This window comes from Streptomyces sp. NPDC048278 (assembly GCF_040652195.1).
Lineage (GTDB): Bacteria > Actinomycetota > Actinomycetes > Streptomycetales > Streptomycetaceae > Streptomyces.
The window spans coordinates 96,787-123,575 of the sequence record NZ_JBEZLP010000017.1 but is presented as its reverse complement, the minus strand read 5'-3'; the positions used below and the strand labels follow the sequence as shown (position 1 = coordinate 123,575).

General features: G+C 72.4%; 16 protein-coding genes. 9 read left to right on the top strand and 7 right to left on the bottom strand.

Annotated features, from left to right (window positions below; genetic code table 11):
• Positions 1 to 18: 18 nt before the first annotated feature.
• From AB0D74_RS27835 to AB0D74_RS27820, 4 genes are all read left to right on the top strand, one after another.
• On the top strand, positions 19 to 1,551 hold the full coding sequence (locus tag AB0D74_RS27835; protein ID WP_362592598.1) for a glycosyl hydrolase family 28 protein: 1,533 nt from the start codon (positions 19 to 21) through the stop codon (positions 1,549 to 1,551).
• The gene (locus tag AB0D74_RS27830; protein ID WP_362592595.1) at positions 1,548 to 4,880 is read left to right on the top strand and encodes an alginate lyase family protein; all 3,333 of its coding nucleotides are present in this window, start codon (positions 1,548 to 1,550) and stop codon (positions 4,878 to 4,880) included. Before AB0D74_RS27835 ends, AB0D74_RS27830 begins: the two co-directional genes overlap by 4 nt.
• 29 nt (positions 4,881 to 4,909) lie before the next feature.
• On the top strand, positions 4,910 to 6,148 hold the full coding sequence (locus AB0D74_RS27825; protein ID WP_362592592.1) for an alginate lyase family protein: 1,239 nt from the start codon (positions 4,910 to 4,912) through the stop codon (positions 6,146 to 6,148).
• Positions 6,149 to 6,258: 110 nt separating this feature from the next.
• Positions 6,259 to 7,818, top strand: a complete 1,560-nt coding sequence (locus AB0D74_RS27820; protein ID WP_362592589.1) for a carboxylesterase family protein — start codon at positions 6,259 to 6,261, stop codon at positions 7,816 to 7,818.
• Here AB0D74_RS27820 and AB0D74_RS27815 read toward each other — a convergent pair.
• The 3 genes from AB0D74_RS27815 to AB0D74_RS27805 form a co-directional block, all read right to left on the bottom strand.
• Positions 7,792 to 8,850, bottom strand: coding sequence for a LacI family DNA-binding transcriptional regulator (locus tag AB0D74_RS27815; protein ID WP_362592586.1), 1,059 nt, complete (start codon positions 8,848 to 8,850; stop codon positions 7,792 to 7,794). The genes AB0D74_RS27820 and AB0D74_RS27815 overlap by 27 nt on opposite strands.
• A 149-nt stretch (positions 8,851 to 8,999) precedes the next feature.
• Positions 9,000 to 9,917 carry a homocysteine S-methyltransferase gene (gene mmuM / locus AB0D74_RS27810; RefSeq protein ID WP_362592583.1) on the bottom strand — a complete coding sequence of 306 codons (918 nt, stop codon included), beginning with the start codon at positions 9,915 to 9,917 and terminating at the stop codon, positions 9,000 to 9,002.
• A gap of 65 nt (positions 9,918 to 9,982) precedes the next feature.
• Entirely contained in the window at positions 9,983 to 12,472 is a 2,490-nt protein-coding gene (locus AB0D74_RS27805) for a SpoIIE family protein phosphatase (protein ID WP_362592580.1), read from the bottom strand.
• Positions 12,473 to 12,701: 229 nt separating this feature from the next.
• On the opposite strand from AB0D74_RS27805, the gene AB0D74_RS27800 reads away from it, so the two are divergent.
• Positions 12,702 to 13,598, top strand: a complete 897-nt coding sequence (locus AB0D74_RS27800) for an RNA polymerase sigma-70 factor (protein WP_362592577.1) — start codon at positions 12,702 to 12,704, stop codon at positions 13,596 to 13,598.
• A gap of 54 nt (positions 13,599 to 13,652) precedes the next feature.
• On the opposite strand, the gene AB0D74_RS27795 is transcribed toward AB0D74_RS27800, so the two are convergent.
• Positions 13,653 to 15,755: an autotransporter gene (locus AB0D74_RS27795; RefSeq protein ID WP_362592575.1), complete on the bottom strand. Its 2,103-nt coding sequence runs from the start codon at positions 15,753 to 15,755 to the stop codon at positions 13,653 to 13,655.
• A gap of 186 nt (positions 15,756 to 15,941) precedes the next feature.
• On the opposite strand from AB0D74_RS27795, the gene AB0D74_RS27790 reads away from it, so the two are divergent.
• Positions 15,942 to 17,351, top strand: coding sequence for an RICIN domain-containing protein (locus AB0D74_RS27790; RefSeq protein ID WP_362592573.1), 1,410 nt, complete (start codon positions 15,942 to 15,944; stop codon positions 17,349 to 17,351).
• A 45-nt stretch (positions 17,352 to 17,396) separates the two neighbouring features.
• On the opposite strand, the gene AB0D74_RS27785 is transcribed toward AB0D74_RS27790, so the two are convergent.
• Entirely contained in the window at positions 17,397 to 19,073 is a 1,677-nt protein-coding gene (locus AB0D74_RS27785) for a rhamnogalacturonan lyase B N-terminal domain-containing protein (RefSeq protein ID WP_362592570.1), read from the bottom strand.
• Between the two features lie 189 nt (positions 19,074 to 19,262).
• Here AB0D74_RS27785 and AB0D74_RS27780 point away from each other — a divergent pair, with 189 nt between their 5' ends.
• From AB0D74_RS27780 to AB0D74_RS27770, 3 genes are all read left to right on the top strand, one after another.
• Positions 19,263 to 20,324, top strand: coding sequence for a rhamnogalacturonan acetylesterase (locus tag AB0D74_RS27780; RefSeq protein WP_362592568.1), 1,062 nt, complete (start codon positions 19,263 to 19,265; stop codon positions 20,322 to 20,324).
• 153 nt (positions 20,325 to 20,477) lie between these two features.
• Entirely contained in the window at positions 20,478 to 22,175 is a 1,698-nt protein-coding gene (locus AB0D74_RS27775; protein WP_362592565.1) for a DUF2264 domain-containing protein, read from the top strand.
• 24 nt (positions 22,176 to 22,199) lie between these two features.
• A complete protein-coding gene (locus tag AB0D74_RS27770) occupies positions 22,200 to 24,182 on the top strand; it encodes a PE-PGRS family protein (protein WP_362592562.1) in 1,983 nt (660 codons plus the stop codon).
• Here AB0D74_RS27770 and AB0D74_RS27765 read toward each other — a convergent pair.
• Together AB0D74_RS27765 and AB0D74_RS27760 are read right to left on the bottom strand one after the other, a co-directional pair.
• Complete coding sequence (locus AB0D74_RS27765; protein ID WP_362592559.1) at positions 24,172 to 25,554, bottom strand: hypothetical protein; 1,383 nt, start codon at positions 25,552 to 25,554, stop codon at positions 24,172 to 24,174. The two genes, AB0D74_RS27770 and AB0D74_RS27765, sit on opposite strands and share 11 nt — an antisense overlap.
• Before the next feature lie 70 nt (positions 25,555 to 25,624).
• Positions 25,625 to 26,593: an alpha/beta hydrolase gene (locus tag AB0D74_RS27760; protein ID WP_362592556.1), complete on the bottom strand. Its 969-nt coding sequence runs from the start codon at positions 26,591 to 26,593 to the stop codon at positions 25,625 to 25,627.
• Positions 26,594 to 26,789 lie beyond the last annotated feature (196 nt).

Genomic DNA, 26,789 nt, shown 5'->3' with positions numbered 1-26,789 from the left:
TGTCGCAAGGAGTCAAGCATGAACACGCCCCTGTCCCGCCGTACGGCTCTCCAGGCGGCCGGCGCCACCGTCCTCGCCGCCGGTCTGACCGGTGTGACGGCCACGGCGGCCCGGGCCGACGCCTCCGGCAACAAGTCCGCCCCCAGGCTGGTGACCTACCCCCGCCCGGCCGCCATGCCCACGAACACCAGCTTCAGGGTGAGAGTCCGCACCGCCCCCGACGGCGACTGGCAGACCCCGGACATCTGGCGGCCCCAGCTGGAGGAGATCAACGCCGCCACCGGATCCGGCAAGGTCTACAGCAGCTCGATGGTGTACTTCGACTTCCGGGGCTCCGTCGAGATCGAGGTCACGTACCTCAAGGGCGGCACCACCAAGGCCCGGGTCCGCCCGGACGCGCTCGGCATCACGCCCGAACTCGGCGGCGACACCCTGGTGTTCACCCTGGACGAGCCGAAGGACGTCGTCGTCCAGATCAACGACGAGATCTTCGACTGCCTGCACGTCATCACCAACCACGTCGACTGCGACCCGCCGTCCGCCGACGACCCCGACGTCATCTACTTCGGTCCCGGCATGCACTCGGTCACCGGCAACGTCCTGACCGTGCCCAGCGGCAAGACCGTCTACCTGGCCGGGGGCGCCGTCCTGACCGCCCAGGTCTACTTCAAGGACGTCGAGAAGGCCCGCCTGTCCGGACGCGGGGTCCTCTACAACAACCCGGGCGGCGCCATCCTCAGCGAGGGCAGCAGGAACATCCGGGTCGAGGACGTCATCATCCTCAACCCGGCCGGTTACGCGGGCACCTTCGCCGAGAGCCACAACGTCCGTGTGAAGAACGCACGCGCCTTCAGTTCGAAGGGCAACGGCGACGGCTTCGACGTCTTCTCCAGCACCGGGGTCACCTTCGACGGCTGCTTCATGCGCAATTCCGACGACTGCATCGCGATCTACTGCCACCGCTGGGACTACTACGGCGACACCCGCGACGTCACCGTCCAGAACTGCACCCTGTGGGCGGACGTCGCCCACCCGGTCAACGTCGGCACGCACGGCAACACCGACGCCCCCGAGACGATCGAGAACCTGCTCATCAGGAACATCGACGTCCTCGACCACCGCGAGCCCCAGATGAACTACCAGGGCTGCATCGCCCTCAACCCGGGCGACTCCAACCTCATCAAGAACGTCCGTATCGAGGACGTCCGTATCGAGGACTTCCGCTGGGGCCAGGTCATCTACATGAAGGTGATGTTCAACCCGAAGTACAACACCTCGGTCGGCCGCGGCATCCAGGACGTCTACGTCAAGAACCTCAGCTACACCGGCACCCGTGCCAATCCCTCGCTCTTCCTCGGCTACGACGCCGACCACGCCATCGACAACGTCACCTTCGAGAACCTGGTGATCAACGGCCTGGTCGTCGCCGACTCGATGAAGAAGCCGACCTGGTACTACACCACCGACGAGATCCAGTGGTTCTCCAACGAGCACGTGACGAACCTGCGGTTCCTCACCACCGCCGAGGCCGAGGCGGCCACCGCGTCATGAGCCTCCCCGCCACCAGCCGCCGCGGGTTCCTCGGCGGCACGGCGGCCCTGCTGCTGGCGTCGGGCACGAGCGGTCTGCTCGTGCCCGGCACCGCGGCGGCCGTCGAGAGCGACACCGCCACCAGAGCCTTCGCCCACCCCGGGCTGCTGCACTCCGCCGACGACCTCGCGCGGATGAAGGCCGCCGTCGCCGCCAAGGAACCACCGGTCCACGACGGCTACCTGGCCCTCGCGGCCCACGCCCGCTCGCAGTCGGCCTACCCGATCCAGAACACGGGCCAGATCACCTCCTGGGGGCGGGGACCCGCCAACTTCCAGAACCAGGCCGTCGCCGACTCGGCCGCCGCCTACCAGAACGCCCTCATGTGGGCCGTCACCGGCGACCGCGCGCACGCCGACAAGGCCCGTGACATCCTCGACGCCTGGTCGGCCTCGCTCACCGTCGTCACCGGTGCCGACGGCCCGCTGGGCGCGGGACTCCAGGCCTTCAAGTTCGCCAACGCGGCCGAACTCCTGCGCCACACCGGCTACGACGGCTGGAGCGACGCCGGCATCGCCCGCTGCGAGGCCTCCTTCCTCGACGTCTGGTATCCGGCCGTCTCCGGCTACATGCTCTACGCCAACGGCAACTGGGACCTGACGGCCCTTCAGGCCGCCCTCGCCATCGGTGTGTTCTGCGACGAACCCGCCCTCTTCCAGGACGCGCTGCGCTTCGCCGCGGCCGGCGCGGGCAACGGCAGCGTCCTGCACCGCATCGTCACCGACGCGGGCCAGGGCCAGGAGAGCGGCCGGGACCAGGGCCACGAACAGCTCGCGGTCGGCCTGCTCGCCGACGCCGCGCAGGTCGCCTGGAACCAGGGCGTCGACCTGTGGGGCTTCGACGGCAACCGCATCCTCGCCAACGTCGAGTACGCGGCCCGCTACAACCTCGGCGGCGACGTCCCCTTCGTCCCCGACCTCGACCGCACCGGCAAGTACCTCAAGGCTGCCGTCTCGGCCACCGCGCGCGGCACCCTGCCGCCGATCTACGAGATGGCGTACGCCCACTACGCGGGTGTGCGCGGCCTCGACACCCCGTACACGAGGAACGCCGTCTTCCGCGGCCCCGGCGGCGCCCGGGTCGTCGAGGGCAGCAACGACGACCTGCCGAGCTGGGGCACCTTCGCCTACGCCGGTGCGACGGCGACCGCGCCGCGCGTGCCGACGCCGCCGGCCGGTGTCACGGCAGTGGGGGAGGACCGGTCCGTCACCGTGACCTGGCTGCCCTCGGCGGGGGCCGACTCCTACACGGTGCTGCGGGCGAGCACCGCGGACGGCCGTTACGAGGAGATCGCGTCCGGGGTCGCGGGTCCGGCGTACACGGACCGCCGCGTGCGGGCCGGACGGACCTACTCCTACACGGTTGCCGCCATCAACTCCTTGGGAAGCAGCGGGAGTTCCGCGTGGGCGGCGGCCTCCGCCGGGCTCCCCGGACCCTGGGCGACCCAGGACGTCGGAGAGGTGCGGATCCCCGGCTCCGCGGTCTTCGACGGCGAGCGCTTCGTCCTGGAGGCGAGCGGCACCGACGACACCTACCGCCTCGTCCACCTGCCCCTGCGCGGCGACGGCACCGTCACCGCGCGGATCGTGTGGCCGCTCAGCTCGCAGTACTCCAAGATCGGCGTCACCCTCCGCGCCTCCCTCGACGCGGACGCGGCGCACGCCGCCATGCTGATCCAGGGGCTGCCGCTGCACACCTGGAGCGGGGTGTGGACGGTACGCCCGGCGGCCGGTGCCGAGGTCTCCGCGACCGGCAGCACCCCGGTGCCGCCCTCCCAGCAGCAGGCGATCACCGTGAACGCGGCCTTCCCGCTCTCCGACCTGGGCGCGCTGCCCGCGTCGGCGACTCCCCTGGAGGCGCCCTGTGTCGAGGGCGCGGGCGACGGTTACCGGCTGCGGGCGCCCTACTGGGTGCGGGTGACCCGGAAGGGCCCGCGGTGCACGGGCGCCGTCTCCCCGGACGGCGTCCACTGGACCGAGGTCGGCGCCACCGACGTCGAGCTGGGGCGGACCGCGTACGCGGGCCTCCTGCTCACCTCCTGCCTCGGCGTCGGCGAGGAGTACGCCGAGACCGGCACCGGCGCCTTCGACAACGTCGGCGTGACCTCGCCGTCCGGGCCGGTGTGGTGCGTGCCGCGCCCCGCCCGCACCGTGACCGACCTGCGGGCCGGCACCGGCGCCGACGCCGTCGAACTGGCCTGGAGCGACCCGGACCCGTCGGCCCGCTACACGGTGCTGCGCGCCGCCCGCGCCGACGGACCGTACCGGACGCTCGCCACCGGCGTCGGCCCGGTCGGCTTCGGCACCCGCGTCCGGTACACCGACGCGACCGGCACACCGGGCACGGCCTACCACTACACCGTCGCGAAGACCAATACCGCGGGACGCGGCCCGCGTTCGACGCCGGTCCAGGCGGTCATGCCGACCCCGGCGCCACCCCGGCTCACCTCCGCCACCGCGGTGTTCGCCAACCAGGGCGCCGGGTTCCGGCATCTGCTGCGGGCCGCGCACGAGCCCGTGCTGTTCACGGCGGACGGGCTGCCCGACGGGCTGCGGATCGACCGGCGCACCGGTCTGGTCTCCGGAACCCCCACCGGGACGGGCGAGTTCACCGTCACGACCACCGCGGCCAACGCCGCCGGGACCACCACCGGAACCCTCGCGCTCACCGTCGGTACCGCGCCACCCGAACCGTGGACGTACGGGGACCTCGGCGACACCGTGCTCGACGACCGCGCCTTCGGCACGCTGGGCGTGGTCGCGATCACCACGCCAGGCAGTACCTCGTACCACGACGGCACCTTCACCGTGCGGGGCGCGGGCGTCGACCTGAACGCCAACGGCCAGGGCATGACCGGCCAGTTCGTACGACGGTCCGTCGACGGCGACTGCGAGATCGTCGCCCGGCTGCTCTCCCGCACCGGCGCGGGCGCGGACCGGGTGGGCCTGCTGATGGCGAAGTCGCTGTCGCCGTTCGACCAGGCCGCCGGAGTCGTCGTCACCGGCGGCACCACCGCACAGCTCATGCTCCGCAGGACCGTCGCCGGAGCCTCCGCCTTCACGGGCGGCGCCGCCGTCGCCCTCCCCGCCCTGCTGCGGCTGAGGCGCACCGGGACCGCCTTCACCGCAGCCCTGTCCACCGACGACGGCGTGACCTGGACCCCCGTGGCCGACGGGGAGATCCCCTCCTTCGGTGACGCCCCCTACCACGTGGGCCTGGTGGTGTGCTCCCGCACCCCGCTCGCCCTCGGCACCGCGCAGTTCGAAGAGGTGAGTGTCGCACTCACCTGAACTCCCCCCACCGAAGGAGAACCATCGCGATGAGCCGCCGCGAACAACAACCGAAGGAAACAGGCGGGTTGAGCCGCCGGGGTGTCCTGAAGTCCGCCGCAGCGCTCGCCGTCGCCGCCTCGGTCACCGCCCCACGGGTGGCCGACGCGGCACCGGCGACCTTCACCCACCCCGGCCTGCTGCACAACGCGGGCGACATCAACCGCGCCAAGGTGCGGGTCGCCGCCGGCACCGACCCCTGGCTGTCCGGCTGGAACAGGCTGACCGCCAACTCCCACTCCGCGTCCACCTGGACGCCCAACCCGCAGGCCACGATCGTCCGCGGCGGGACCGGCGAGAACTACGGCATCCTCTACAACGACATCGCCGCCGCCTACCAGAACGCCCTGCGCTGGAAGGTCGCGGGGACGGCCGCCAACGGCGACACCGCGGTGAAGATCCTCAACGCCTGGTCGTCCACGCTGACCACCCTCACCGGGAACGCCGACCGGTTCCTCGCCGCCGGCATCTACGGCTGGGAGTTCTGCCAGGCCGCCGAACTCATGCGCGGCTACGCCGGGTTCGACCTCGCCGCGTTCCAGGCGATGATGGTCGACGTCTTCTACCCGCTCAACAACAGCTTCCTGACCAACCACAACGACGCCTGCATCACCAACTACTGGGCCAACTGGGACCTGTGCAACACGGCCTCCGTCATGGCCATCGGGATCCTCACCGACGATGCCGCCAAGTACGACCAGGCCGTCACCTACTTCACGTCCGGCGCGGGCAACGGATCCATCGAGCACGCGGTGCCCTACCTCTACACCGACTCCGACGGCTACGGCCTCGGCCAGTGGCAGGAGTCCGGCCGCGACCAGGGCCACACCGTCATGGGGATGGGCCAGATGGGCGCGATCTGCGAGATGGCCTGGAACCAGGGCGACGACCTCTACTCCTACGACGACCGGCGGTTCATGAAGGCCGCCCAGTACGTCGCCAAGTACAACCTCGGCCAGGACGTGCCGTACACCACCTACACCTGGGGCACCGGGCAGAGCTGCGCCCAGTCCTCCCAGACGGTGATCTCCGACTCCTCCCGCGGCCAGCTCCGCCCCGTGTGGGCCATGCTCCACTTCCACTACAACCGCCGCATCGGCCTCGACGACACGTACATCTCCGCCATGTACTACGACCTCGTCGCCCCCGAGGGCGGCGGCGGGGACTACGGCTCCACCAGCGGCGGCTACGACCAGCTCGGCTTCGGCACCCTGATGTACGCCAAGTAGCCGCGCGTATCCGCCCGGCCGCCGTGTGCGCCGGAATACTGGAACCCGCCGCAGTGCTCCTTTCCTACCGGCGTTTCCGGTGCACGCGGCGGGAGGAGCTGGTGGGGCGGATGACGGCAGACCTGACCGGTCCGGAGGACCCCGTCGCCGACACCCCGTACGGGGCGGTCCGCGGCAGGTGGGAACGCGGGATCGCGGTGTTCCGCGGGATCCCCTACGCCGCCCCGCCCTTCGGGGAACGCCGGTTCCGTCCGCCCGTGCCGCCCGAGCCCTGGACGGGGGTCCGGGACGCGGGCTCCTTCGGACCGACGGCACCCAAACCGCCGTACTCGCAGGCGTTCGCGGAGTACCTCTCCGACCCCGTGATCCCCGGCGACGACTGCCTCAACCTCAACGTATGGACCCCGGAACCGGGACCAGGCGCCCGGCTCCCGGTCCTGGTCTGGCTGCACGGCGGCGCCCTGACCAGGGGATCCTCGGCCGTACCGGTGTACGACGGGCACGCGTTCGCCCGGGACGGGGTCGTCCTCGTCTCGGTGAACTACCGGCTGGGCGTGGAGGGCTACGGCCTGTTCCCCGACACCCCGCCCAACCCCGGGCTGCGCGACCAGCTCGCCGCCCTGCGCTGGGTCCACGACGCCGTCGCGGCCTTCGGCGGCGACCCGGACCGCATCACCCTGTGCGGCCAGTCCGCCGGCGCCATCAGCGCCGGCGCCCTGCTCGCCGCACCCCAGACCCAGGGCCTGATCCGCCGGGCCGTCCTGCAGAGCGGCCCGCCCGAGGCCGCCGAGCGGGACAAGGTACGGCGCATGGTCCGCCGGATGGCCAACCGGCTCAGGATCCCCGCGACCGCGCAGGCCTTCGCCGGGGTCGACCGCGAGCTGCTGCTGCGCACCCAGGCCGAGGCGGGCCGGCTCAGCAGCCCCGTCCTCGGCGGCCCGGCCTTCGGCATCGTCGTCGACGGCGACCTCGTCCCGCGCGACCCGCTCCAGGCCCTCCTCGACGGCGAGGCCGCGCACGGCGTCGACCTCCTGATGGGCTGGACCCACGACGAGTACCGGCTCTGGCTGGTCCCCGGCGGCCTCGTCGACCACGTCGAACGGCTCGGCCCGGTCGCCTTCGCCGGCGCCATGGCACGCTGCCGCGTCGGCCCCGAGGTGCCGCGCGGCTACCGCACCCTGCATCCCGGGGCCGGCCCCGCCGAGACCGTCGGCCAGATGGTCACCGACCACCTGCTCCGCCTCCCGCTGCACCGGCTGGCCGAGGCCCGCCCCGGCTCCTCCTACCTCTACGAGTTCGCCTGGCCCTCCAACCGCCCCGGCCTCGGCGCCTGCCACGCCCTGGAACTGGGCTTCGTCTTCGACACCGGGCAGGACCCCGACTCGGCCCGGCTGGCCGGCCCGGACGCCCCGCAGGACCTCGCCGACGCGATGCACGGCGCCTGGGTCCGCTTCGCCGCCACCGGCGACCCCGGCTGGCAGCCCTGGGACGACACCCACCCGGTCCGCGTCCTCGGCGACGGCGAGCCCCGCACGGTGTCCGGCCCCCGGGACGCGGAGTTCGCCCTCTGGAGCCCCGCCGTACCTCCGCCGCACCCCGAACGCACGGCCGAACTGACCCTGGCGGTACGCAGGCTGCGCCGCTCAGTCGCCGCCGTACGCCGTCACTGAGTCCCGTACCACCACATGTGTGCCGAGCAGCAGGTGCTCGTCGGCCGACTCCCCGTCGTGCCCGAGCGCGGTCCGCACGGCGAGCCGCCCCAGTTCCTCGTAGGGCACGTGCACGGTGGTCAGGGCCGGGTGCAGGTCGCGGGCGAACGGTATGTCGTCGTACCCGGCCAGCGACACGTCCCCGGGCACGTCCAGCCCCGCCTCGTGCAGCGCGGTCAGCGCGCCCGCCGCCACCATGTCGGTGGCGGCGACCACCGCGCTGAACTCAAGCCCCAGCGCCAGGGCCTGCCGCAGCAGCCGGTGCCCGGAGTCCCGGGTGAAGTCGCCGTGCAGCACGAGAGCGGGATCGGGTTCGAGCCCCCGGGCCCGGTGCGCGGCCAGATAGCCCCGTTCCCGCCCCATCGCCGTCGTGTGGTCCGGCTTGCCGCCGAGGAACAGCACCCGCCGGTGGCCCTGCGCGAGGACGTGGGCGACCAGGGCGTAGGCGCCGCCCTCGTTGTCGTACTCGATGACCGTCACCGGCGCGCCGGGCCCGAGCGGCGGCCGTCCGCAGAGCACCAGCCGCGACCCGGCCGAGGCGAGCGAGTCGGCGACCCGGCGGGTCCGCTCCCGGTACTCGGGCGTGTCCGCCGCGCCGCCCACCAGGATCACGGCCGCCGCCCGCTGCGCCCGCATCATCCCGATGAACTCCAGCTCCCGCCGCACGTCACCGTCGGTGCTGCACACCAGCGACAGATGCCCGAGCCGCGCCGCCTCCCGCTCCACGCCGTACGCCATGTGCGCGAACGACGGCCCGGTGATGTCCTCCAGCACGAAGGCGAGCGTGGGCGTCCCGGCCCCGGCAACCGCCTTGGCCCGCGCGTCGGCGACGTAGTCCAGCTCCCGCACGGCCCGCAGGACCCGCGTACGCGTCGCGGCACTGACCGGGTAGTCCCCACCGAGCACCCGCGACACCGTGGACGCGGACACCCCGGCGCGAGCGGCGACATCCCTGACGGTGCTCCGCCCCGCCTCTTCGCTCTTCCTGGTCAACCCCACCCCCGCCAACCGCTTCCCACGGGGGACCTTAGCGCCCACGGGACTACAGCGCCCCGCAAGGGGCGCGGGGAACTGCGCGACCAGCCCCCACCGGGCCGCGGTCGCCCTCCAGCCTCACTGCTCTCACGGCGAACGGGCGCCCGTCACACCACCCGAGCGATCCCAGCGACAGCGTCCGGCCCCACCCGACAGCACCCCCCGATCAACCGGGCCCCCGCATCCCGCCACCCCACCACCTGCCCGGTGTCGAACAACGACCGCCCCGTCCACGCCCTGGCCTCCCCGTCCCACACCTCCCCGCTGTTGGGATAGACGACCGCCGGCTTCCCGGTCACCCGCACCGCCGTCTCCACCGCGAGCGCCACGTCCTGCGGCGCACAGCAGTTCACGCCCACGGCGATCACCTCGTCCACGTCCGCGGCCAGGGCGAACGCCTCCTCCAGCGGCTGCCCAGCCCGCGTCCGCCCACCCGCCACGCTGTACGACAGCCAGGCCGGCACCCCCAGCCCCCGCACCGCCCGCAGCAACGCCTCCGCCTCGTCCGCGTCCGGCACGGTCTCCAGCGCCAGCACGTCAGGACCCGCCCCGGCGAGCACCTCAAGGCGAGGCCGGTGGAACCGCTCCAACTCCCCGACGCTCAGCCCGTACCGCCCCCGGTACTCGGAGCCGTCGGCCAGCATCGCCCCGTACGGCCCGACCGAGGCGGCCACCCACAACGGCCGTACGATCCCCTCCGTCCGTGCCCGCCGTACCGCGTCCTGCCCCAGCCGCACGCTGAGCGCGAGCAGCCGGGCCGCCTCCTCGTGGGGGATGCCGCGCCTGCCGAAGCCCTCGAAGCTGGCCTGGTAGCCGGCGGTGATCGCGACGTCGGCGCCCGCCCTGAAGTACGCGAGGTGCGCGTCGCGGACCGCGTCGGGCCGGTCGGCCAGCAGCCGTGCCGACCACAGCTCGTCGCTCAGGTCGTGCCCGGCGGACGCCAGCTGGTTGGACATGCCACCGTCGAGCACGACCGTCCCGGCGGCGAGGGCGTCGGCGAGGCCGGGAGAGGGGGCGCTGGTCATACCCCGACGCTAGCCGACCCGGCACCGGACGACCGGTCCTGTCCACAGGCCGACCGGACGGACCGTCACAGGGACACCGGTACCGGAACCGCCGGCTCCCGGGGCCCGGTGTGCGCGGTGTCCCGGGCCAGCTCCTGTTCGGCCCAGACGACCTTGCCGCCGGCGACCGGCCGGGAGTCCCATCGGCGCGACAACCGGTCGACCAGGAACAGGCCGCGGCCGTTCTCGTCGGTGGCGTGCGCGTGCTGCTGGTGCGGGAAGCAGGCGTTGGTGTCGAACACCTCGCAGGTCAGGACCTGGTGCTGGATCAGTCGCAGACCGATCGGGCCGGTGCTGTGGCGGACGGCGTTGGTGACCAGTTCGCTGACGATCAGCTCCGTGGAGTCCTCCAGGGCGTCCAGGCCCCACTCGGCCAGCCGGCCGGCCACCAGGTGGCGGGCGCTGCGCACGGCGGTCAGGTCGCCCGGCAGTGTCCAGGCGGCGACCTGGGCGGGGCTGAGCGAGCGGGTGCGCACGAGGAGCAGGGTGACGTCGTCGGAGGGTGCCCGGCCCTGGACGGTGTCCATCGCCCGGGTGCAGAGGTCCTCCAGGGAGCGCCCCGGCTCCGTCAGGGCCTCGCTCAGGCGGTGCATGCCCGCCTCGATGTCGTGGTCGCGGGTCTCGATCAGGCCGTCGGTGTACAGGGCGAGCAGACTCCCCTCGGGCAGTTCCACCTCCACGGCCTCGAACGGGGCGCCGAGACCGACGCCGAGCGGGGTTCCGGTGGGCAGGTCGGGGTAGGTGACCCGGCCCTGCGGGTCGACGATCGCCGGCGGCGGGTGTCCGGCCCCGGCCATGGTGCACTTCCGGGTGACCGGGTCGTAGACGGCGTACAGGCAGGTGGCGCCCGTCACGGCGGTCAGCTGGTCGCGGGTGTCGGGGGACCCCTCGCTCAACCGCTCCAGCGTGGCGTCGAGGCGGGCCAGCAGTTCGGCGGGGGGCAGCTCCTGCTCGGCGAGCATGTGGACGGCGGTGCGGAGCCGCCCCATGGCCGCGGTGGCGTTGATGCCGTGGCCGACCACGTCGCCGACGACGAGGGCGACCCGGGCGCCGGACAGCGGGATCACGTCGAACCAGTCCCCGCCGACGCCGATGCCCGGGTCGGCCGGCAGATAGCGCGAGGCCGCCTCGACCGCGGCGCCGCCCCGCAGCCGCTGCGGGAGCAGGTTGCACTGGAGGGCGAGGGCCGCGGCGTGCTCGCGGGCGTACAAGCGGGCGTTGTCCAGGGACAGCGCGGCCCGGCTGACGAGTTCCTCGGCGAGCAGCAGGTCGTCCTCCTGGAACGGCGCCGGGTCCTCGGTGCGGACGAACAGCGCCACGCCCAGCAGGACGCGCCGCGCGCGGATGGGCACGACCATCAGGGAGTGCATGCCGTTCTCGTGGATCACCCGGGCCCGTAGCGGGTCCCCGTCGACCCAGGTGCCCGCGGCGGTGTCCAGGACCGGCTCCAGATGGGACCTGCCGGTGCGCAGCATGTCGATGAAGGGTGCGGGCGGGGCGGGGACCGGCTCGCCGCGGTCCCACGGGGACTCCGGGGCTCCTGGGCGGATCGAGGCCAGGCCGGCCCGCCGCAGCACGGGGAGGCGCTCGCCGACCTGGCCGATGCGGACCGGGGGGCCCTCACCGGCCGGGACCGAGTGCTCCAGGTCGACGACGGCGAAGTCGGCGAAGAGGGGCACCGCGAGGTCGGCCAGTTCCTGGCTGGTCCGCATCACGTCCAGGGTGCCGCCCAGACGGGTACCGGCCTCGCTGAGGATCGCGAGGCGCTCCTGCGCCCGCCGGCTCTCCGTGACGTCGACGCTGATGGCGCACACCCCCAGCGCCCGGCCCTCGGCGTCCCGGAGGCAGAAGAACGAGGCCGCGAGGACGTGCTCCCGGCGCGGGTTCGACGGCAGCCGCCTGCGGAACTCGTGGACGCTGGTGGCGCCGGTGCGGAGGGTCCTCCGCATCGCCGCCTCGCAGGCCTCGGCCCCGGGCAGCGCCTCGGTGGACCGGCGGCCGAGCCGCTGGTCACGGGGGACGCCGTCGTGGCTCTCCATCGTGTCGTTCACCCAGGTGCAGCGCAGCTGCGGGTCACGGACGACGATGCCGATCGGTGCGCGGGTGAGGAGCGATTCCCGCACCGATCCGTTCGTCACCTCCTGGGAGAGCTTGCGGACGTCGGTCACGGACACGAGCCAGCGGACCGTTCCGTCCTGCCCCCACAGCATCGACAGCCGCATGCTGACGGTGAGCGAGCGGCCGTCCCGGTGGCGTATCGCCGTGGTCCCCGCCCAGCCCTGGCGGGCGCGGCAGCGTTCGACGAACGCCGACGCCGTCGGCGTTTCCTCGAAGGACGGCACCACGAGTGCGGCGGACCGTCCCACCACCTCCCCGGCGGGGTAGCCGACGAGCCGCTCGGCGGCCCGGGTCCAGCCGAGCACCGTTCCCTGCTCGTCGAGCATGGCGATCGCCGAGTCGGACATCTCGTGCGGGTCCGTCTGCCTGCCCCGCGCCCCCTGGTGAGTGCTGCGCATCGAGCTCGTGTCCTTAGGTCATCGGCGGAAGACTGCGATGGTCAGCGGTATTGACCGGGCAGGGCCGCGATGTGTGACAGCGCGGTCGTGCGGCGCACCGCACCGGAGGATGTGACAGGACGCCGCCACCGCATGAAGCTGTGTAGTGGACACGGACCGGCCCTCCTGAACCGGCCGGGTGCCGTCGCGGTCGCCGCCGGAACCCGTCGACCAGCAAGGAATCCGCACCATGCCGTCGAATGACAACCCGCCGGACGACACCGAGGACCTCCGCGAGGCGGAGGCGGTGTTCCGGGACGCCCACGGCTACCTGTTCGGGATCGCCTACCGGATGCTCGGCACCGTCGGCGAGGCGGAGGACGTTCTCCAGGAGGCCTGGATCCGCTGGCAGACCTACGACCGGTCCCGGGTGGAGAACCCGCTCGCGTTTCTCGCGACGACGGTGACCAGGCTCGCGATCAACGTGCTCCAGTCGGCGCGGGTCCGCCGGCAGGCGTATGTCGGGCCGTGGATCCCGGAGCCGGTCGACACCAGCGCCGACCCGGCACTCGGCGCCGAGAACGCGGAGGCGCTGGAGGTCGCGGTGCTCATGCTGATGGAGAAGCTCACCCCCACGGAACGGGCGGCGTACGTGCTCCGGGAGGCGTTCGGGTACCCGTACGAGCAGATCGCGGAGATCGTCGGCCAGACCAGTGCCAACGCCCGGCAGCTGGTGAGCCGGGCCCGGAAGCACCTGGCCGCGGAGAAGCGGGCCGGTGTCCCGGCCGAGGACCACCGGAGGTTCCTGACCGCGTTCGTGGCCGCCGCCCAGGAAGGGGAGGTGGCCGTGCTGGAGAAGCTGCTCACGGAGGACGCCGTCTCGTACTCGGACGGCGGAGGCGTCGTGCGGGCGTCCAAGTTCCCCGTCGTGGGCCGGCACCGCGTGGCGAAGTACTACCACGGGTTCGCCGACCGCTTCTGGGTCGGCGTCACGGTGGCGCCGGCCGAGGCCAACGGCAGGCCGGCGGTGAGCCTGTCCCGCGACGGCGCCGTGTTCGCCGTCCTCACCGTGAGCGTCACGCCGGACGGCATCGACCGGGTGCTCGTCATGATGAACCCGTCGAAGATCGCCGCCATGGCCGGCTGAACGGGGCACCGCGGGGGCCGGCCGGACAGCACGGGCCGGCGACCGGCCGCCCGGTCAGGCCGCGTGCCGCCTGCTCCCGCGGCGGGTCCTGCGCCGGGTGCGCCGGGTCGCCGGGACCATGAGGCCGCCGAGGAGGCCGAGGGAGAGGGCGTAGGGCCACCAGCCGAAGGGGCGCGTCGAGTCGGCGGCGGCGCGGGTGGTCACCGCCGGGGGAGCGGTGGGCGTGCTGCCGGTGGTGTCCGCCTTGGTCGAGGCCCGCGCCGGCTCCGCGTCGAGGACCACGTCGTTGCCGTCGCCGCCCCGGTAGGTGAGCCGGTAGACGGTGTCGGCCAGCTTGACCTCGGCGCCCTCGGCGAGGCCGTCGAAGGTGCCGGTGGTCGGGGCCCTGCCCGTGTGGTCGATCACGGTGACGCGCCGGGCGGGGGCGGTGCCCGCGGCGGACAGGTCGAGGGCGCCGGCCAGGGCGACCCGGCCCGTCACCTTCAACGGCCTTTTCCGCAGGACCAGTTCGCCCCGCCGGTGCTGGGTGTAGTCGCCCCGCACGGTCAGACCGCCCGCGACCAGGCTGTCGTTGGTGACCGAGCCCAGCACGGTGCCCGTCCCGGAGAGCGCGGTCAGCACCCGCAGGCCCGCCGTGCCCGGGTCCAGGCGGGCCCCGGCCGAGGTGAGCCGGATCGCCTCGCTGTGCGCGAGGGTCGCCCCGGAGCGCAGGGCGAGGGTGCCCTCGCTGACGGTCGTCGTCCCCGTGTACGTCACCGCGCCGCCGGTGAGCGTGGTGGTGGCCGCCCCCGCCTGCACGAGGGCCCCGGAGCCGCCGACGTGCGCCAGCCGGACCGGCGTCGAGGTGTTGCGGACGATCAGGGTGCCGTCGTTGTCGACACGCCGGCGTGCGGTGCCCGTGAGCAGTGAGCCGTCGCCGCCCCTGGTGCCCGAACCCAGCCGGAGCACCGCGCCGTTCTCGATCGTCGTCGAGCCGTCGTAGTCCTGGGCCGCCGCGAAGGTCACGTCGTTCCCGCGGGTGCCCGCGATCACGATGTCCCCGGCGCCGGGCGCGGCCAGCGTGTCGTGGTAGCGGCCACCGCCGATCGGGGCGCCCAGGGTCACCGGGCCGTCGTAGTCGAAGGTGAGCCGGGAGCGGCGACCGCTCGCCTCGTGCAGGTTGATGTAGACGGTGTCCTTCGTACCCGGCATGAAGATGCGGTGGGTCGTGCCGTCGCCCCAGTGCACGTCGGCGCCCTCGATGTTGGTGCCGCGCTTGTTCACCTGGTGCGCGAGCGCCTTCCAGTCGAGGACCGGGTCGCTCAGCGACGGGTTCGTGTCGCCGCCCCGGTCGCTGTAGCCGTACTGGCCGGTGAGGACCACCTTGCTGCCCGGCCGGGAGTGGACGTTGACGTCGCTGCCGTACTCCCGCTGGTAGAAGTCCTGGCGCAGGGTGACCGTCTGGTACAGCGGGGTGTCGATGATCCAGGAGCCCTGGTTGAGGATCGCGCGCGCGTCGGGGAGGGCCACGGGGTACTCGGGGCGGCCGACGGCCATCCCGGTGCCGTTGTCGATGACGCCGGAGAACGGGTGCGTGCCCGCCAGGTCCAGCGTGCCCCACATGTTCCGGGGCTGGGTGACCAGGCCCGAGCCGCTGATGGTGCCGATGTTGAAGGTGCGGGTCAGGGACAGCCGCAGGGTGCCGTCGACCCGGATGTTGAGCTGGTTCAGCCGGTAGCCGGGGGTGTCGTAGGGGAAGTGGCCGATCAGGCCGGTGCCGCCGCCCGTGCCGTACTGCAGGGTCGTGCCGCGTTCGACGGTGATCGCGGGCGGGTCGGGGCGGGTGACCGTCGTGTACGGGTGGTTGCCGCCCTGGGTGCGCACCACCTGTCGTTGCCGAGCCTTCGGCAGGGTGAAGTCGCTGTCCCTGGTGAGGACCAGCGTCCCGCCGCCGCGCACGGTGAGGGTGCCCTCGCCGTGCAGGACGCCGTCGTACGTGGTGGTCCCGGCGGGCACGGTGACGACCGTGTCGCCGGTGAGGGTCACGTCCCGGCCGGCCAGTACGTCGGCGGTGACGTCCCGGGCGCCGGCGTCGGCGGCGAAGGCCGGGGGAGCGGAGGCCAGGAGGGCGGCGAGGGCGCCGACGGCCGCTGCGGTGGTGTGGGGATGGGTGCGCACGTGATCGGAGACGGGGCCGGACGGCCGTGGATAACAGAAAATCGGGTTCCGCGACCAGAGCCGTCAGAAATCGCTTTCCCCCTTGTCTTGTCAGACCCGTTGACCTTCTCGTAACACGCCCTTACCTTTTCGGCGATCTCAGAACCCCCCACAACCCATCAGGAACACTCAAGGAGCGTGTGTGAGATGAGACGTGCGTACGCGATCCTGCTGTCCCTCTGTCTGGCGGTGGTCGGCGCCCTGGCCGCCGCGGGCCCCGCCGCGGCTGCCTCCCAGACCGTCACCAACGGCACCCAGTTCACCGACACCTCGGGGAACGTCGTGCACGCGCACGGCGGCGGGGTCATCAAGGTCGGCTCCTACTACTACTGGTTCGGCGAGGACCGCAACTCCGACAACACCTTCAAGTACGTGGACGCCTACCGCTCCACCGACCTGAAGACCTGGGAGTTCCGCAACCACGTCCTCACCCAGTCCTCCGCCTCCGAGCTCTCCACCGCCTACATCGAGCGCCCGAAGGTCATCTACAACGCCTCCACCGGCAAGTTCGTGATGTGGATGCACAAGGAGAACGGCGTCGACTACAGCGAGGCCAAGGCCGCCGTCGCCGTCTCCGACACCGTCGACGGGAACTACACCTACCAGGGCAGTTTCCAGCCGCTCGGCCAGTACATGTCCCGGGACATCACCACGTTCGTGGACACGGACGGCACCGCGTACATGGTCTCGGCGGCCAACGAGAACTACGACCTGCAGATCTACAAGCTCACCTCCGACTACACCGCGATCGACAGCCTGGTCGCCAACCCGTGGGCGGGCGGCCACCGCGAGGCCCCGGCCCTCTTCAAGCGCAACGGCGTCTACTTCATGCTGACGTCGGGCGCCACCGGCTGGAGCGCCAACCAGCAGGAGTACGCCACCGCGACCTCCCTCTCCGGCCCCTGGACGTCCTGGAGCAACGTCGGCGACTCCACGGCCTACAACTCCCAGACCGCCTACGTCCTCCCGGTCAGCGGTACTTCGGGCACCTCGTACCTCTACATGGGCGACCGCTGGGGCAACTCCTTCGGCGGCACGGTCAACGACTCCCGGTACGTCTGGCTGCCGTTGACCTTCCCGACCGACACCTCGATGTCGATGTCCTGGTACCCGGAGGTCTCCGTCGACACCGCCGCGGGCACGGTCAGCGGCACCAGCGCCACGTACAACACCCTGATCGCCCGGCACAGCAGCAAGTGCGCCGACGTCCCCAACCAGTCCCTCTGGGAAGGCATCGCGATCAGCCAGTACACCTGCAACAGCGGCACCAACCAGAAGTGGTGGTTCAAGGACCTCGGCACCGGCTACTACGAACTGATGGGCCGCGGCAGCTCGCTCTGCCTCCAGGAGAACTCCACCAACGTCACCCAGGAGGACTGCACCGGCGCCACCGCCCAGCAGTGGTCGGTGGTCACCTCCGGCTCCTACGTCAACATCAAGGCCCGGACGACCGGCGAGTGCCTGGACGTGAACGGCGCGTCCACCGCCAACTCGGCCGCCATCATCACGTACACCTGCAACAGCGGCACCAACCAGCAGTGGACGCGCGGCAGCTGAGCGGCAGTCGGCCGACGGTCCGGAGCGGACTCCGGACCGTCGGGTTCAGGCGAGCAGGTCGATCGCGTCGATCGAGGTACCGGCGCTGAGGAAGGACGTCGTCCCCGAGCCGCTCGCCACGTAGATCTTCAGCGTGTTGTAGGCGCTGGTGTCCGTCAGCCAGGCGGACGCCGGGACGCTGTAGGTGAACGTGTAGTTGTTGCCCCGGTACGAGCCCACGGTCAGCGAGCGGGTGCTCGGCTGGGTGGGCGGGGAGGGCACGGCGGAGGTCCAGGTGTCGTTGACGACGACCTGCGGCCGGCCGTTCGCGTAGGCCGTCGTCACGCCGATCCGCAGGGTGTGCGCGGCGGCGGCCTGGGCGGCGGTCAGCCTGAAGTACACGACGATCCCGCTGTTGACGTCCTTCCACAGGTAGCAGGGGAAGGCCGAGGTCTCGGTGCCGCTGCCGACCACCACGTTCCCGGTCCAGGACGCGGCGCGCACGTCGGACGGATGCGCGTACGTCATCAGGTCGGCGTTCTTGAACCCGCCCGGCGTGCCGTCCCAGTTGTTGATCCGCCAGATCGCGGAGGCGTTGCTCGGGTCGTTCGAGGACGCGATCGCGATGGTGTTGAGGGTGGTCGTGCCGCCCGCCGTCACGGTCACCGAGCCGGTGTAGACGGCCAGTTCGCCCTTGAAGACGGTGAGGGTGTACGTCCCGGGCAGCACTCCCGCGATCGAGAAGTAGCCGTCCGAGGAGCGTGCCAAACCCCAGTACTGGGCAGCCGAGTTGGCGAGCCCGACCGTGTACGCGTACGCCGTGTCCCGCCCGGTGATGCCGACGCCGGCGACCCGGCCGCGCCCGCCCGCCGCCACGTACCCGGAGATGCCGAGCGAGTCCGCCCACGAGGTGGTGAGGGTGCCCGGGTAGAGGGCCGAGGAGGGTGCGCCGCCGTCCGTGAGGGCGATGACGTAGGGGCCCTGGAGGCCGTAGCGCTCCGACTCGGTCTGGTTCTCGCCGTAGTACAGGATCTCGTACAGGCCGCCGCCGTCGGCGCTCTGGTGGCGCAGCAGCGAGCGGTAGAACGGGCCGCCGGAGGCCTTCTCGTGGTTGCTGCGCACGATCCACAGGCCCACGCTGCCGGTGGTCCAGCCGATGTAGCTGTAGTCCATCACCCGCAGCTTCGAGTAGTGCTTGGCGCGGGTCTGGCCGTCGGACTTCTCGAAGACGTCCGCGGACTCGATGACGGTGGGCGCGTAGGTGTAGGAGTCCGGCTCGTCGTTGAGGAACAGGCCGGCCTTGACCCGCACGATGTAGCGGGTGGCGGTGACGGACGAGTCGGCCTTGTTGGTCCAGAGGTAGACGTTGTTCTCGCCGCTGCGGGCCGCGTAGTAGTGCCTCAGCGTGCCGTACGCGACGGAGACCAGAATCGTCGAACCCGACTGGGCGATGGTCACCGTGGAGGTGCCGAGGCCCGATTCGACGTGCGAGTTCTTGCCGCCGTAGCCCTGGTACTCGGTGCCCTTGTAGACCAGCGAGGTCAGGTCGCCGTTGGTCTTGCTGACCTTGAAGACCAGGCTCGCGCCGGTGTCGACGACGTAGTTGGAGCCGTCGTCCGACCAGCCGAAGCTCGCCGCGGCGGCGGTGCCGGCGAGCGGTCCGGCGAGGGCGGCGGTGCCGGCGGCGGCGCTGCCGAGGACGAAGGCGCGGCGTCCGAGCGGGCTCCCGGTGGATCCGGACATGGGGGTGCCTCCTTCGGTGGGGCGAGGGTGCGGGTGAGTGTGAGAGTGACAGTTGAATCGATTTCGCGAAAGGGCTTTCACCGTCATGGAGTTGGCAGTTCGCCGAAATGAGTCCAGGGTCTAGAAAGCGCTTGTCGATTGACGGTACGGTCCGCGCCAGGCCAGTCGCCACGACAGAGGAGTCCCCGGGTGAGACGTTTCAACGGTGTTCGTGTCACCGCGCTCGCGGCGGCCGTCCTCGCCGCCTGCCTGACGACCGCTCCCGCCGCCCAGGCCCACGACCGGCGGCCACCGCCCCTCGGCATCGGCAACTGCACCGCGACCGCCTGCCACTTCGACGTCCCGCCGGGCGACTACGACGTGACGGTCCGGCTCGGCGGCGACGCCGCGTCCGCTACGAGCATCGCCGGGGAGACCCGGCGCTCGCTGCTCCCGGAGACTCCGGTCGCGCCGGGGCGGCACCTCACCCGCGCCTTCACGGTGAACGTCCGCACCCCCGAGGGCGAGCCGACCGGCCCCGACGGAACCCCCGGCCTCGACCTGACGATCGGCGGCCCGGCCCCCGCCCTCGCCGACATCCGGGTCACCCCTTCCCCCCGGCACACCCGGCAGCTCTTCCTGGTCGGCGACTCCACCGTCTGCGACCAGCCCGCCGACCCCTACTCCGGCTGGGGCCAGCAGCTTCCGCAGTACCTGCGCAGGGGCGTCGCCGTCGCCAACTACGCGGACTCCGGGGAAAGTACGGTGACCTATCTCCAGAATCCCCAACTCTGGGGTACCGTCCAGCCGTTGATCCGCCCGGGCGACCTGGTCCTGATCCAGCTGGCACACAACGACAAGACGACCGACGAGGTGACCTACCGCGCGAATCTGGAGACGCTGGTGGCGGGCGTACGGGCGAAGGGCGGGCGGCCGGTGCTCGTCACACCCATCGTGCGACGCTGGTTCAACGCCGACGGCACGCTGAACAATGACATCGCCCTTCTGGTCAACGGGCTCGGCGTCAATCATCCTGAGGTGATCCGCTCGGTCGCCGCCGACGAGGACGTTCCGCTGATCGACCTCACGGCGAAGACCAAGGCGCTGGTGGAGTCCCTCGGCGTGGAGGGCTCCAAGGCGCTGTACCTGTACAACGAGAAGAAGGACAACACGCACACCTCCGCGTACGGAGCCACCGTCTACGCGGGCCTGGTGCGCGACGAACTGCTCGCCCAGCACCTGGTGCCCCCGGGCACCGTGCGGGCGCAATGAGCCCCTGGGGCGTCCCGACCGGAACCGGGGCGCCCCAGGTTCACGTGGCGCGAGGTCCGGTACGGGGTCCGGAACGAAGTCCGGAACGGGGTCCGGTACGAGTTCCGGCATGAGTTCCGGCACGAGTTCCGGCACGAGCGAGAAAGAGCACCGATGCAGCTGCCCCCCGAGGACCGCGGCCCCAGCCCGCGCACCGGCTACACCCGCGCCCACTGGGAGGCCGCGGCCGACGCCCTGCTCGCCGCCGTCGAGCCGTACGCCACCGCGGACCGCGCCCTCTACCACCTCCCCGGCGACCACCAGAGCTGGTCCGGCCGGCTCTCCGACGGCCTGGAGGGCTACGCCCGCACCCTGCTCCTCGCCGCCTTCCGCCGCGACGAGACCGCCCTCCAGCGGTACGCGGACGGCCTCGCCGCAGGCGTGTCGGGAGTCTGGCCGCGCATCGAGGACCGCAGCCAGCCGCTCGTCGAAGCCGCCTCCATCGCCCTCGCCCTCCGGCTGACCCGCCCGCTGCTGTGGGACCGGCTCGACGACTCCGTACGACAGCGCGCGGCGGCCTGGCTCGCCGACGCGCTCACCGCCGAACCCTGGCCCTGCAACTGGGAGTTGTTCCCGGTGACCGTCGGCGGCTTCCTGGCCGAGGTCGGCCACGAGCCGGAGGCCGCGCGCAAGGCGGTCGACCACGGCCTGGCCCGCATCGAGGAGTGGTACGTCGGCGACGGCTGGTACACCGACGGCGACGGCCGCAAGTACGACTACTACAACGGCTGGGCGATGCACCTGTACCCGGTGCTGCACGCCTGGCTCGCCCAGGACGCCGGACTCCTCGACCTGTACGGCGGCCGTCTGGAACGCCATCTGGCCGACTACGCCCGGCTGTTCGGCGGCGACGGCGCCCCCCTGCACCAGGGCCGCTCCCTGACCTACCGCTTCGCGACCACGGCCCCCCTGTGGCTCGGCGCCCTCACCGGCCGGACGCCCCTCGCCCCCGGGCAGACCCGGCGGCTGGCCTCCGGCGCCCTGAAGTACTTCCTGGACCGGGGCGCGGTGGACGCCCGGGGACTCCTGACCCTCGGCTGGCACGGCCCCGACCCGGCCGTCCTGCAAGGCTATTCGGGCCCCGCCTCCCCGTACTGGGCGAGCAAGGGCTTCCTCGGCCTGCTGCTCCCGCCGGACCACGCCGTGTGGACGGCGCCGGAGGAACCGGGCCCGGCGGAGCGCGCGGACGCGGTCACGCCGATCGCCCCGGCCAACTGGCTGCTCCAGTCGACGCGTTCGGACGGCGTCGTCCGCCTCCACAACCACGGCAGCGAGGACGTCCGCTACGACCCCTACTACACCCGGCTCGGCTACTCGACCGTGACCGCGCCCTCGGCGTCGTACGACAACAGCGTGATCGTCGGCGACGACCCGAGCCGTACGGGGATCGAGCCCCTGGGCGTGGGGGAGGGCTGGGCGGCCTCCCGGCACTCGGCCGGCTCGGGCGCCCGGGTGACGAGCGTGGTGCTCGTGCACGGGGCCGTGGAGGTGCGGGCCTTCCTGGTGGCGGAGGCACCGCCCGGGACACCGGTCCGGGTGACCGGGTGGGCGGCACCCGAGGGGCTCCGGACCGAACTGCTCCCCGCCGTGGGCCTCGACGACACGCTGACCGGGGTCACGGGGCAGGGGCCGACCCTGTTCGTGGCGCTGACCCGCCTCACGGGCGCGGTGGACGCGGTACCGCTGGGGGAGACGGTGACGGTGCGCGCCGAAGGGGAGCGGGAGCTGACCGTCCGGTGGTACGAGGGGCCCGCCGTACGGGTCCGGTGGCAGGGGGCCGCGGTGGATGTGGAGGAAGCCGGGCGGGAGTGAGCCGCCTCGGGCACGATGGCGATCATGGGGTGGAGAGAAGAGCTGGACGAACTGCTGGGGCGGGCCGGTCTTGAACTGGTGGCCGATCCGTGCGTCGAGGAGGTGGTGCCGCCGGCGGTGGCGTGGCGCCATGTCGTCGAGCGGAGCGCGGAGCCGATCGCGGAGGTCGCGCTGGACCATCCCGAACGTGTCGCCGAACTCAACGAGCGCTGGCACCGGTCGGCGTCCGAGGCGGGTCTGCTCGACGGGGACGGGGTGTTCCTCCTCGACTTCCACGGCAACGCCGGGAGGCGCTGGACACGGGTCCGGCTCACGGACGGCTGGGATCTCGCCGGAGTCCTCGGGGAGCGGCCCGGACAGCCGGAGTTCGTGACGCTCTCCCTGGACGGGGACGCCCTGGTGGGGGCCACGACGGAGGATCGCACGGTCCGGCTGGTCGCCGTCGACCGGATCAGGGAGCGGCAGGAGGAGGCCGCACGGGAGGCCGCCGCGGAGACCGACGAGGAACGGGCGGCTGCCTGGGAGGCGCTGTTCCGGGAGCCTGGTCCCGCGCGGGACGTGCTGGACTCCTGGGCGAGCGGTCTCTCGCTCAACCCGGCCGCCCCGAAGGACCTGCGGCCGTTGCTGCTGAAGGTGTCCTCGTACGCCATGTACGCCGCCATGCCGGCGGATGTCGTGGACGCGCTGCTGGCCGACCCGGACTGGAAGGTCCGGATGGACGCGGCCGAGCACCAGCCGCACATCACGCCCGAGCAGTGGGCGCGCCTGATCGCGGCCGAGCGGGACGAACGGCACAGGTGGCTCCTCGCCATGGTGGCCGCCGATCGCTGGGCCGAACTGCCCGCGGACACCTGCCGCGAGCTGGCCGCCGACCCCTCCGCACGCGTGCGCTGCGAGGCGGCACGCCTCAAGGGCCTGCCCGCGGACCTGGCGGTCGCCCTGGCCACCACCGACCCCGACGGCGGGGTACGGGCGGTGGCCTGCGCGACCGCCTGGCCGCACCTGGACGCCGCGGCACGGGCGGCGCTCCTGGCCGACCCGCACGGTACCGTCCGCGAGCGGGCCCTGCCGCTGCACTACCGGGACCACCCGATGCCCCGGTCGGTGTACGAGTCCGGGGACGTCACGCGTGCGGCGCTGGAGAGCTGCCGGCCGGAGCGCGCACTCGCCGAGCACCTGGCCCGCCACGGGGACGCGGACGAGCGCCGCTCCCTCGCGTCGAACCCGCACCTGGAACCCGACCTGGTCGCCCTGCTCGCCGGCGACCCGGACCCGTGGGTCCGCTGGTCCGTGTCCGTCCGCGCCGACCTCACCGAGGAGCAACGCGCCGACATCCCCGTCGACTTCGATCCGGGCGGCCACTACTGGCCGCTCGACTGGGTCATGGCGCTCCACGACGACCCGGCGGCCATGAGCCGCCTCGCCGCCTCCGCGCACCCCCTCGTGCGCAGAAGCGTCGCCCGCGCCCGGCACCTGCCGCCGGACGCGCTCGCCCGTCTCGCCGACGACGAGGACCGGGTCGTGCAGCTCTTCCTCGCCGAGTCCTGCGACGACACGCCGCCCGAGACACTGCTGCGGGTGTGGCGGTGGTGGACCGGCAGCCTGACCAACCCCGACCGCCCTCGCGGCCACCCGAACTTCCCCCGCCACGGCCTGCTGCGGTACGCGGACGACCCGAGCCCTCGGATGCGCCGACTGGCCCTGGACGACCCCGGGTCCACGCCCGGTCTGGTGGAACGGCTCAGCCGTGACCCCAGTGACGAGGTCCGCCACCGTGCCGCGACCGACCCCCGGCTGTCCGCCGTCGCCGCCGCGCGGCTGCTGGCGGACCCTCATGAGCACGTACGGCAGGCGGTGGCCCTCCATCCGAACCTTCCGGTACGGCTCCTGACGCTGCTGCTGCGAGGCGGCGGTGCCGAGACGGCCGCCCGGAATCCGGCGCTGCCCGTCGAGGTCATGCGCCGGATGACCGAGTCGGTCCGCAGGGCCGCAGGTGTCACGGCGTGAGTCGCGCGATCCGCAGGGTCGTCGTGGTCGGGGACGCTCCGTTGAGGGGGCTGCCGTAGGTCGGGGTGACCGGCGGATAGGCCCAGGTGAGGGTGCCGTCCTTGAGGACCGCGATGTCGCCGGTGATCCGCGCGCTCACCACCTTGCCCGCGCCGACGAAGTCACCGCTCCAGTTGATCAGCCGCAGGTGCGTGCCCGTGAAGGTGCCGGTGCAGGTGCCGGCCGAGCACTTGGCGTTCTTCAGGGACTCCCAGGAGAGCAGGAGCTTGTCCTTGCCGTAGGGGGCGAGGTGGACGTTGACGTTCTCCACGGTCCTGGCGCTGGTGAGGTAGATCGCCTTGCCGGGGCCGGAGTTGCGGTTCTTCAGGAAGACGACGGCGACCTGGTGGGTGGCGGTCTTCGGGGTGACCGTCCAGCCGCGGCCACTGCTGTCGTCCGGGTTCTTCTTCGCGGAGGCCGCGCCCCGGGAGGCGAAGGCGGTCGCGTACCTGCCGGTGGACGACTTGACGAGGTCGCCGCTGCGGCCGGGGAAGGTGCCGCCGCAGTACCCCGCCCAGCACTGCTCCCGCTGGACCACCGGGGCCACGTCCGGGGCGCCGATGCCGGTGGAGACGAAGAGGCCCGAGCGCCAGTCGTCGAAGCAGAGCGAGGTGAAGGCGCCGGAGGTCTCGGCGTGCAGGGCGATGCCCTCGTTGTGGCTGCAGCCCCAACTCCAGCCGCCGCTCAGCTTCTTGCCGCCCGCGCTGAGGTACGACAGCTTGTCGCCGAAGTGCCCGTCGGCGAAGCCGCCCGCGCCGTGCACCACGAAGTAGGCGCCGTACTTGGAGCCGTTCCAGGTGAGTTGGCCGTCGAGGGTGGGTGAGGTGTCGTGCGTGGCGGTGCCGGTGAGCTTGGTGGTCCAGGTCCGCTTGCCGCCGGTGTAGCGGACGATCGCGGCTGCCGTCTCCTTCCACTTGTTGGTGTCGGGGACCCGGGTGAGCAGCGCGAACCCGTTGGTGTGGGCGACCAGACCGCCGACCTCCTTGGCGCCCTTGACGACCGTGTCGGCGCCGGACCGCTTCCCGGCCGCGGTGAGCGGGGTGACGTGCACGCCGTCGGCGGCGGGCCAGGCGACCCGGATCGTGCCGTCGGGGGCGACCGCGGTGGCGGTGCGGTTCCACTCCCGGGTGTTGTTGTAACCGGCGGCCAGGTAGGGGAACTTGGCGCCCAGAGTCACCGCCGTGGACGTGACCGCGAGCTGTGGGGCCGGAGCCGCGCCGGCGGTGGCGAACCAGGCGCCGGCGAGCAGCCCGCCGGCCGCGAGCAGCCCGATCGCGGGTTTGCGGTAGGCGTGGACCCGGCGGTGGGCCGAGGTGCGTGGTGCAGAAGTCATGCCCCGTGGTCGCCGCCGGGTCCCGGAAGGTTGCCGTGCCGCCGGAGATCTCCGCCGCCGGAGATCTCCGTCAGGCCCGGTCGGTTCCGAGGGCGTTGCGCAGGAACGCCGTGGCCTGGTCGATCGCGCCACGGGTGGCCTCGGACCCGCTGAGCGAGTTGAGCATCATGAAGTCGTGGACCGTGCCGTCGTAGCGCACCGCGGTCACCGGGACGTCGGCCGCCCTGAGCTTGGCGGCGTACGCCTCGCCCTCGTCGCGCAGCACGTCGGCCTCGTCGACGATCAGCAGAGCGGGCGGCAGGCCGGAGAGCTGCTCGGCGGTGGCCTGGTTGGGCGAGGCGGTGATCTCCGCGCGCTGGTCCGGGTCGGTCGTGTAGGCGTCCCAGAACCACTCCATCAGCCTGCGGCTCAGGTAGTAGCCGTTGGCGAACTGCTCGTAGGAGCCGGTGTTCATCGCCGCGTCCGTGACCGGGTAGTACATCGACTGCTGGACGAACGTGACGTCGCCGCGTTCCTTGGCCATGAGGGCGAGTGCGGCCGTCATGTTGCCGCCGACCGATTCGCCGGCCACCGCCATGCGCTGCGCGTCGAGTCCCTTGGACGCCCCCTCGCGGACGATCCACTGGGCGGCGGCGTAGCCCTGTTCGATGGCCACCGGGTAGTGGGCCTCGGGCGACGGCGTGTACTCCACGAAGACCACGGCCGCACCCGCGCCGACCGCCAGCTCCCGCACCAGGCGGTCGTGGGTGCCTGCGTTGCCCAGGACCCAGCCGCCGCCGTGCATGTACAGCACGACCGGCAGCATTCCGGTGGCGCCCCGTGGTCTGACGATGCGTACCCGTACGTCGCCCACGGCGGCCGGCACGGTGATCCACTCCTCGTCGACCGGCAGCTTGTCGACCGGCGCGGCCTGGAGGTCGTCGAGGACCTTGCGCGCCGCGGCGGGATCCAGTTCGTACAGGAACGGATGGTGCGAGGTCGCTTCGGCGAGTTCCCGTGCTTCGGGTTCGAGGACGATCGAGGCGGTCTGAGCAGCCATGGGAATGCTCCCTGGGGAAGTCCGAGAACGGCAGGGTCGGGAGGTCCGGGAAGGGCATGGCGCCGAGCGCGCGAAACCGACGGGCGTCGCGACGCGTCGGCGAGACGGCGAGACGCGGTGGCCGACGGAGCCTGGGCCCTGGGGCAGCCCCTCGGTGGACCCCTCCCGTCCACCATAATCACGGCTCGTCGGTCGC

Coding starts and splice junctions, on each gene's coding strand:
- AB0D74_RS27820 (WP_362592589.1), top strand. CDS start 6,259: ATGACGGCAGACCTGACCGGTCCGGAGGACCCCGTCGCCGACACCCCG.
- AB0D74_RS27835 (WP_362592598.1), top strand. CDS start 19: ATGAACACGCCCCTGTCCCGCCGTACGGCTCTCCAGGCGGCCGGCGCC.
- AB0D74_RS27825 (WP_362592592.1), top strand. CDS start 4,910: ATGAGCCGCCGCGAACAACAACCGAAGGAAACAGGCGGGTTGAGCCGC.
- AB0D74_RS27785 (WP_362592570.1), bottom strand. CDS start 19,073: ATGTCCGGATCCACCGGGAGCCCGCTCGGACGCCGCGCCTTCGTCCTC.
- AB0D74_RS27830 (WP_362592595.1), top strand. CDS start 1,548: ATGAGCCTCCCCGCCACCAGCCGCCGCGGGTTCCTCGGCGGCACGGCG.
- AB0D74_RS27800 (WP_362592577.1), top strand. CDS start 12,702: ATGCCGTCGAATGACAACCCGCCGGACGACACCGAGGACCTCCGCGAG.
- AB0D74_RS27790 (WP_362592573.1), top strand. CDS start 15,942: ATGAGACGTGCGTACGCGATCCTGCTGTCCCTCTGTCTGGCGGTGGTC.
- AB0D74_RS27775 (WP_362592565.1), top strand. CDS start 20,478: ATGCAGCTGCCCCCCGAGGACCGCGGCCCCAGCCCGCGCACCGGCTAC.
- AB0D74_RS27765 (WP_362592559.1), bottom strand. CDS start 25,554: ATGACTTCTGCACCACGCACCTCGGCCCACCGCCGGGTCCACGCCTAC.
- mmuM (WP_362592583.1), bottom strand. CDS start 9,917: ATGACCAGCGCCCCCTCTCCCGGCCTCGCCGACGCCCTCGCCGCCGGG.
- AB0D74_RS27805 (WP_362592580.1), bottom strand. CDS start 12,472: ATGCGCAGCACTCACCAGGGGGCGCGGGGCAGGCAGACGGACCCGCAC.
- AB0D74_RS27770 (WP_362592562.1), top strand. CDS start 22,200: ATGGGGTGGAGAGAAGAGCTGGACGAACTGCTGGGGCGGGCCGGTCTT.
- AB0D74_RS27760 (WP_362592556.1), bottom strand. CDS start 26,593: ATGGCTGCTCAGACCGCCTCGATCGTCCTCGAACCCGAAGCACGGGAA.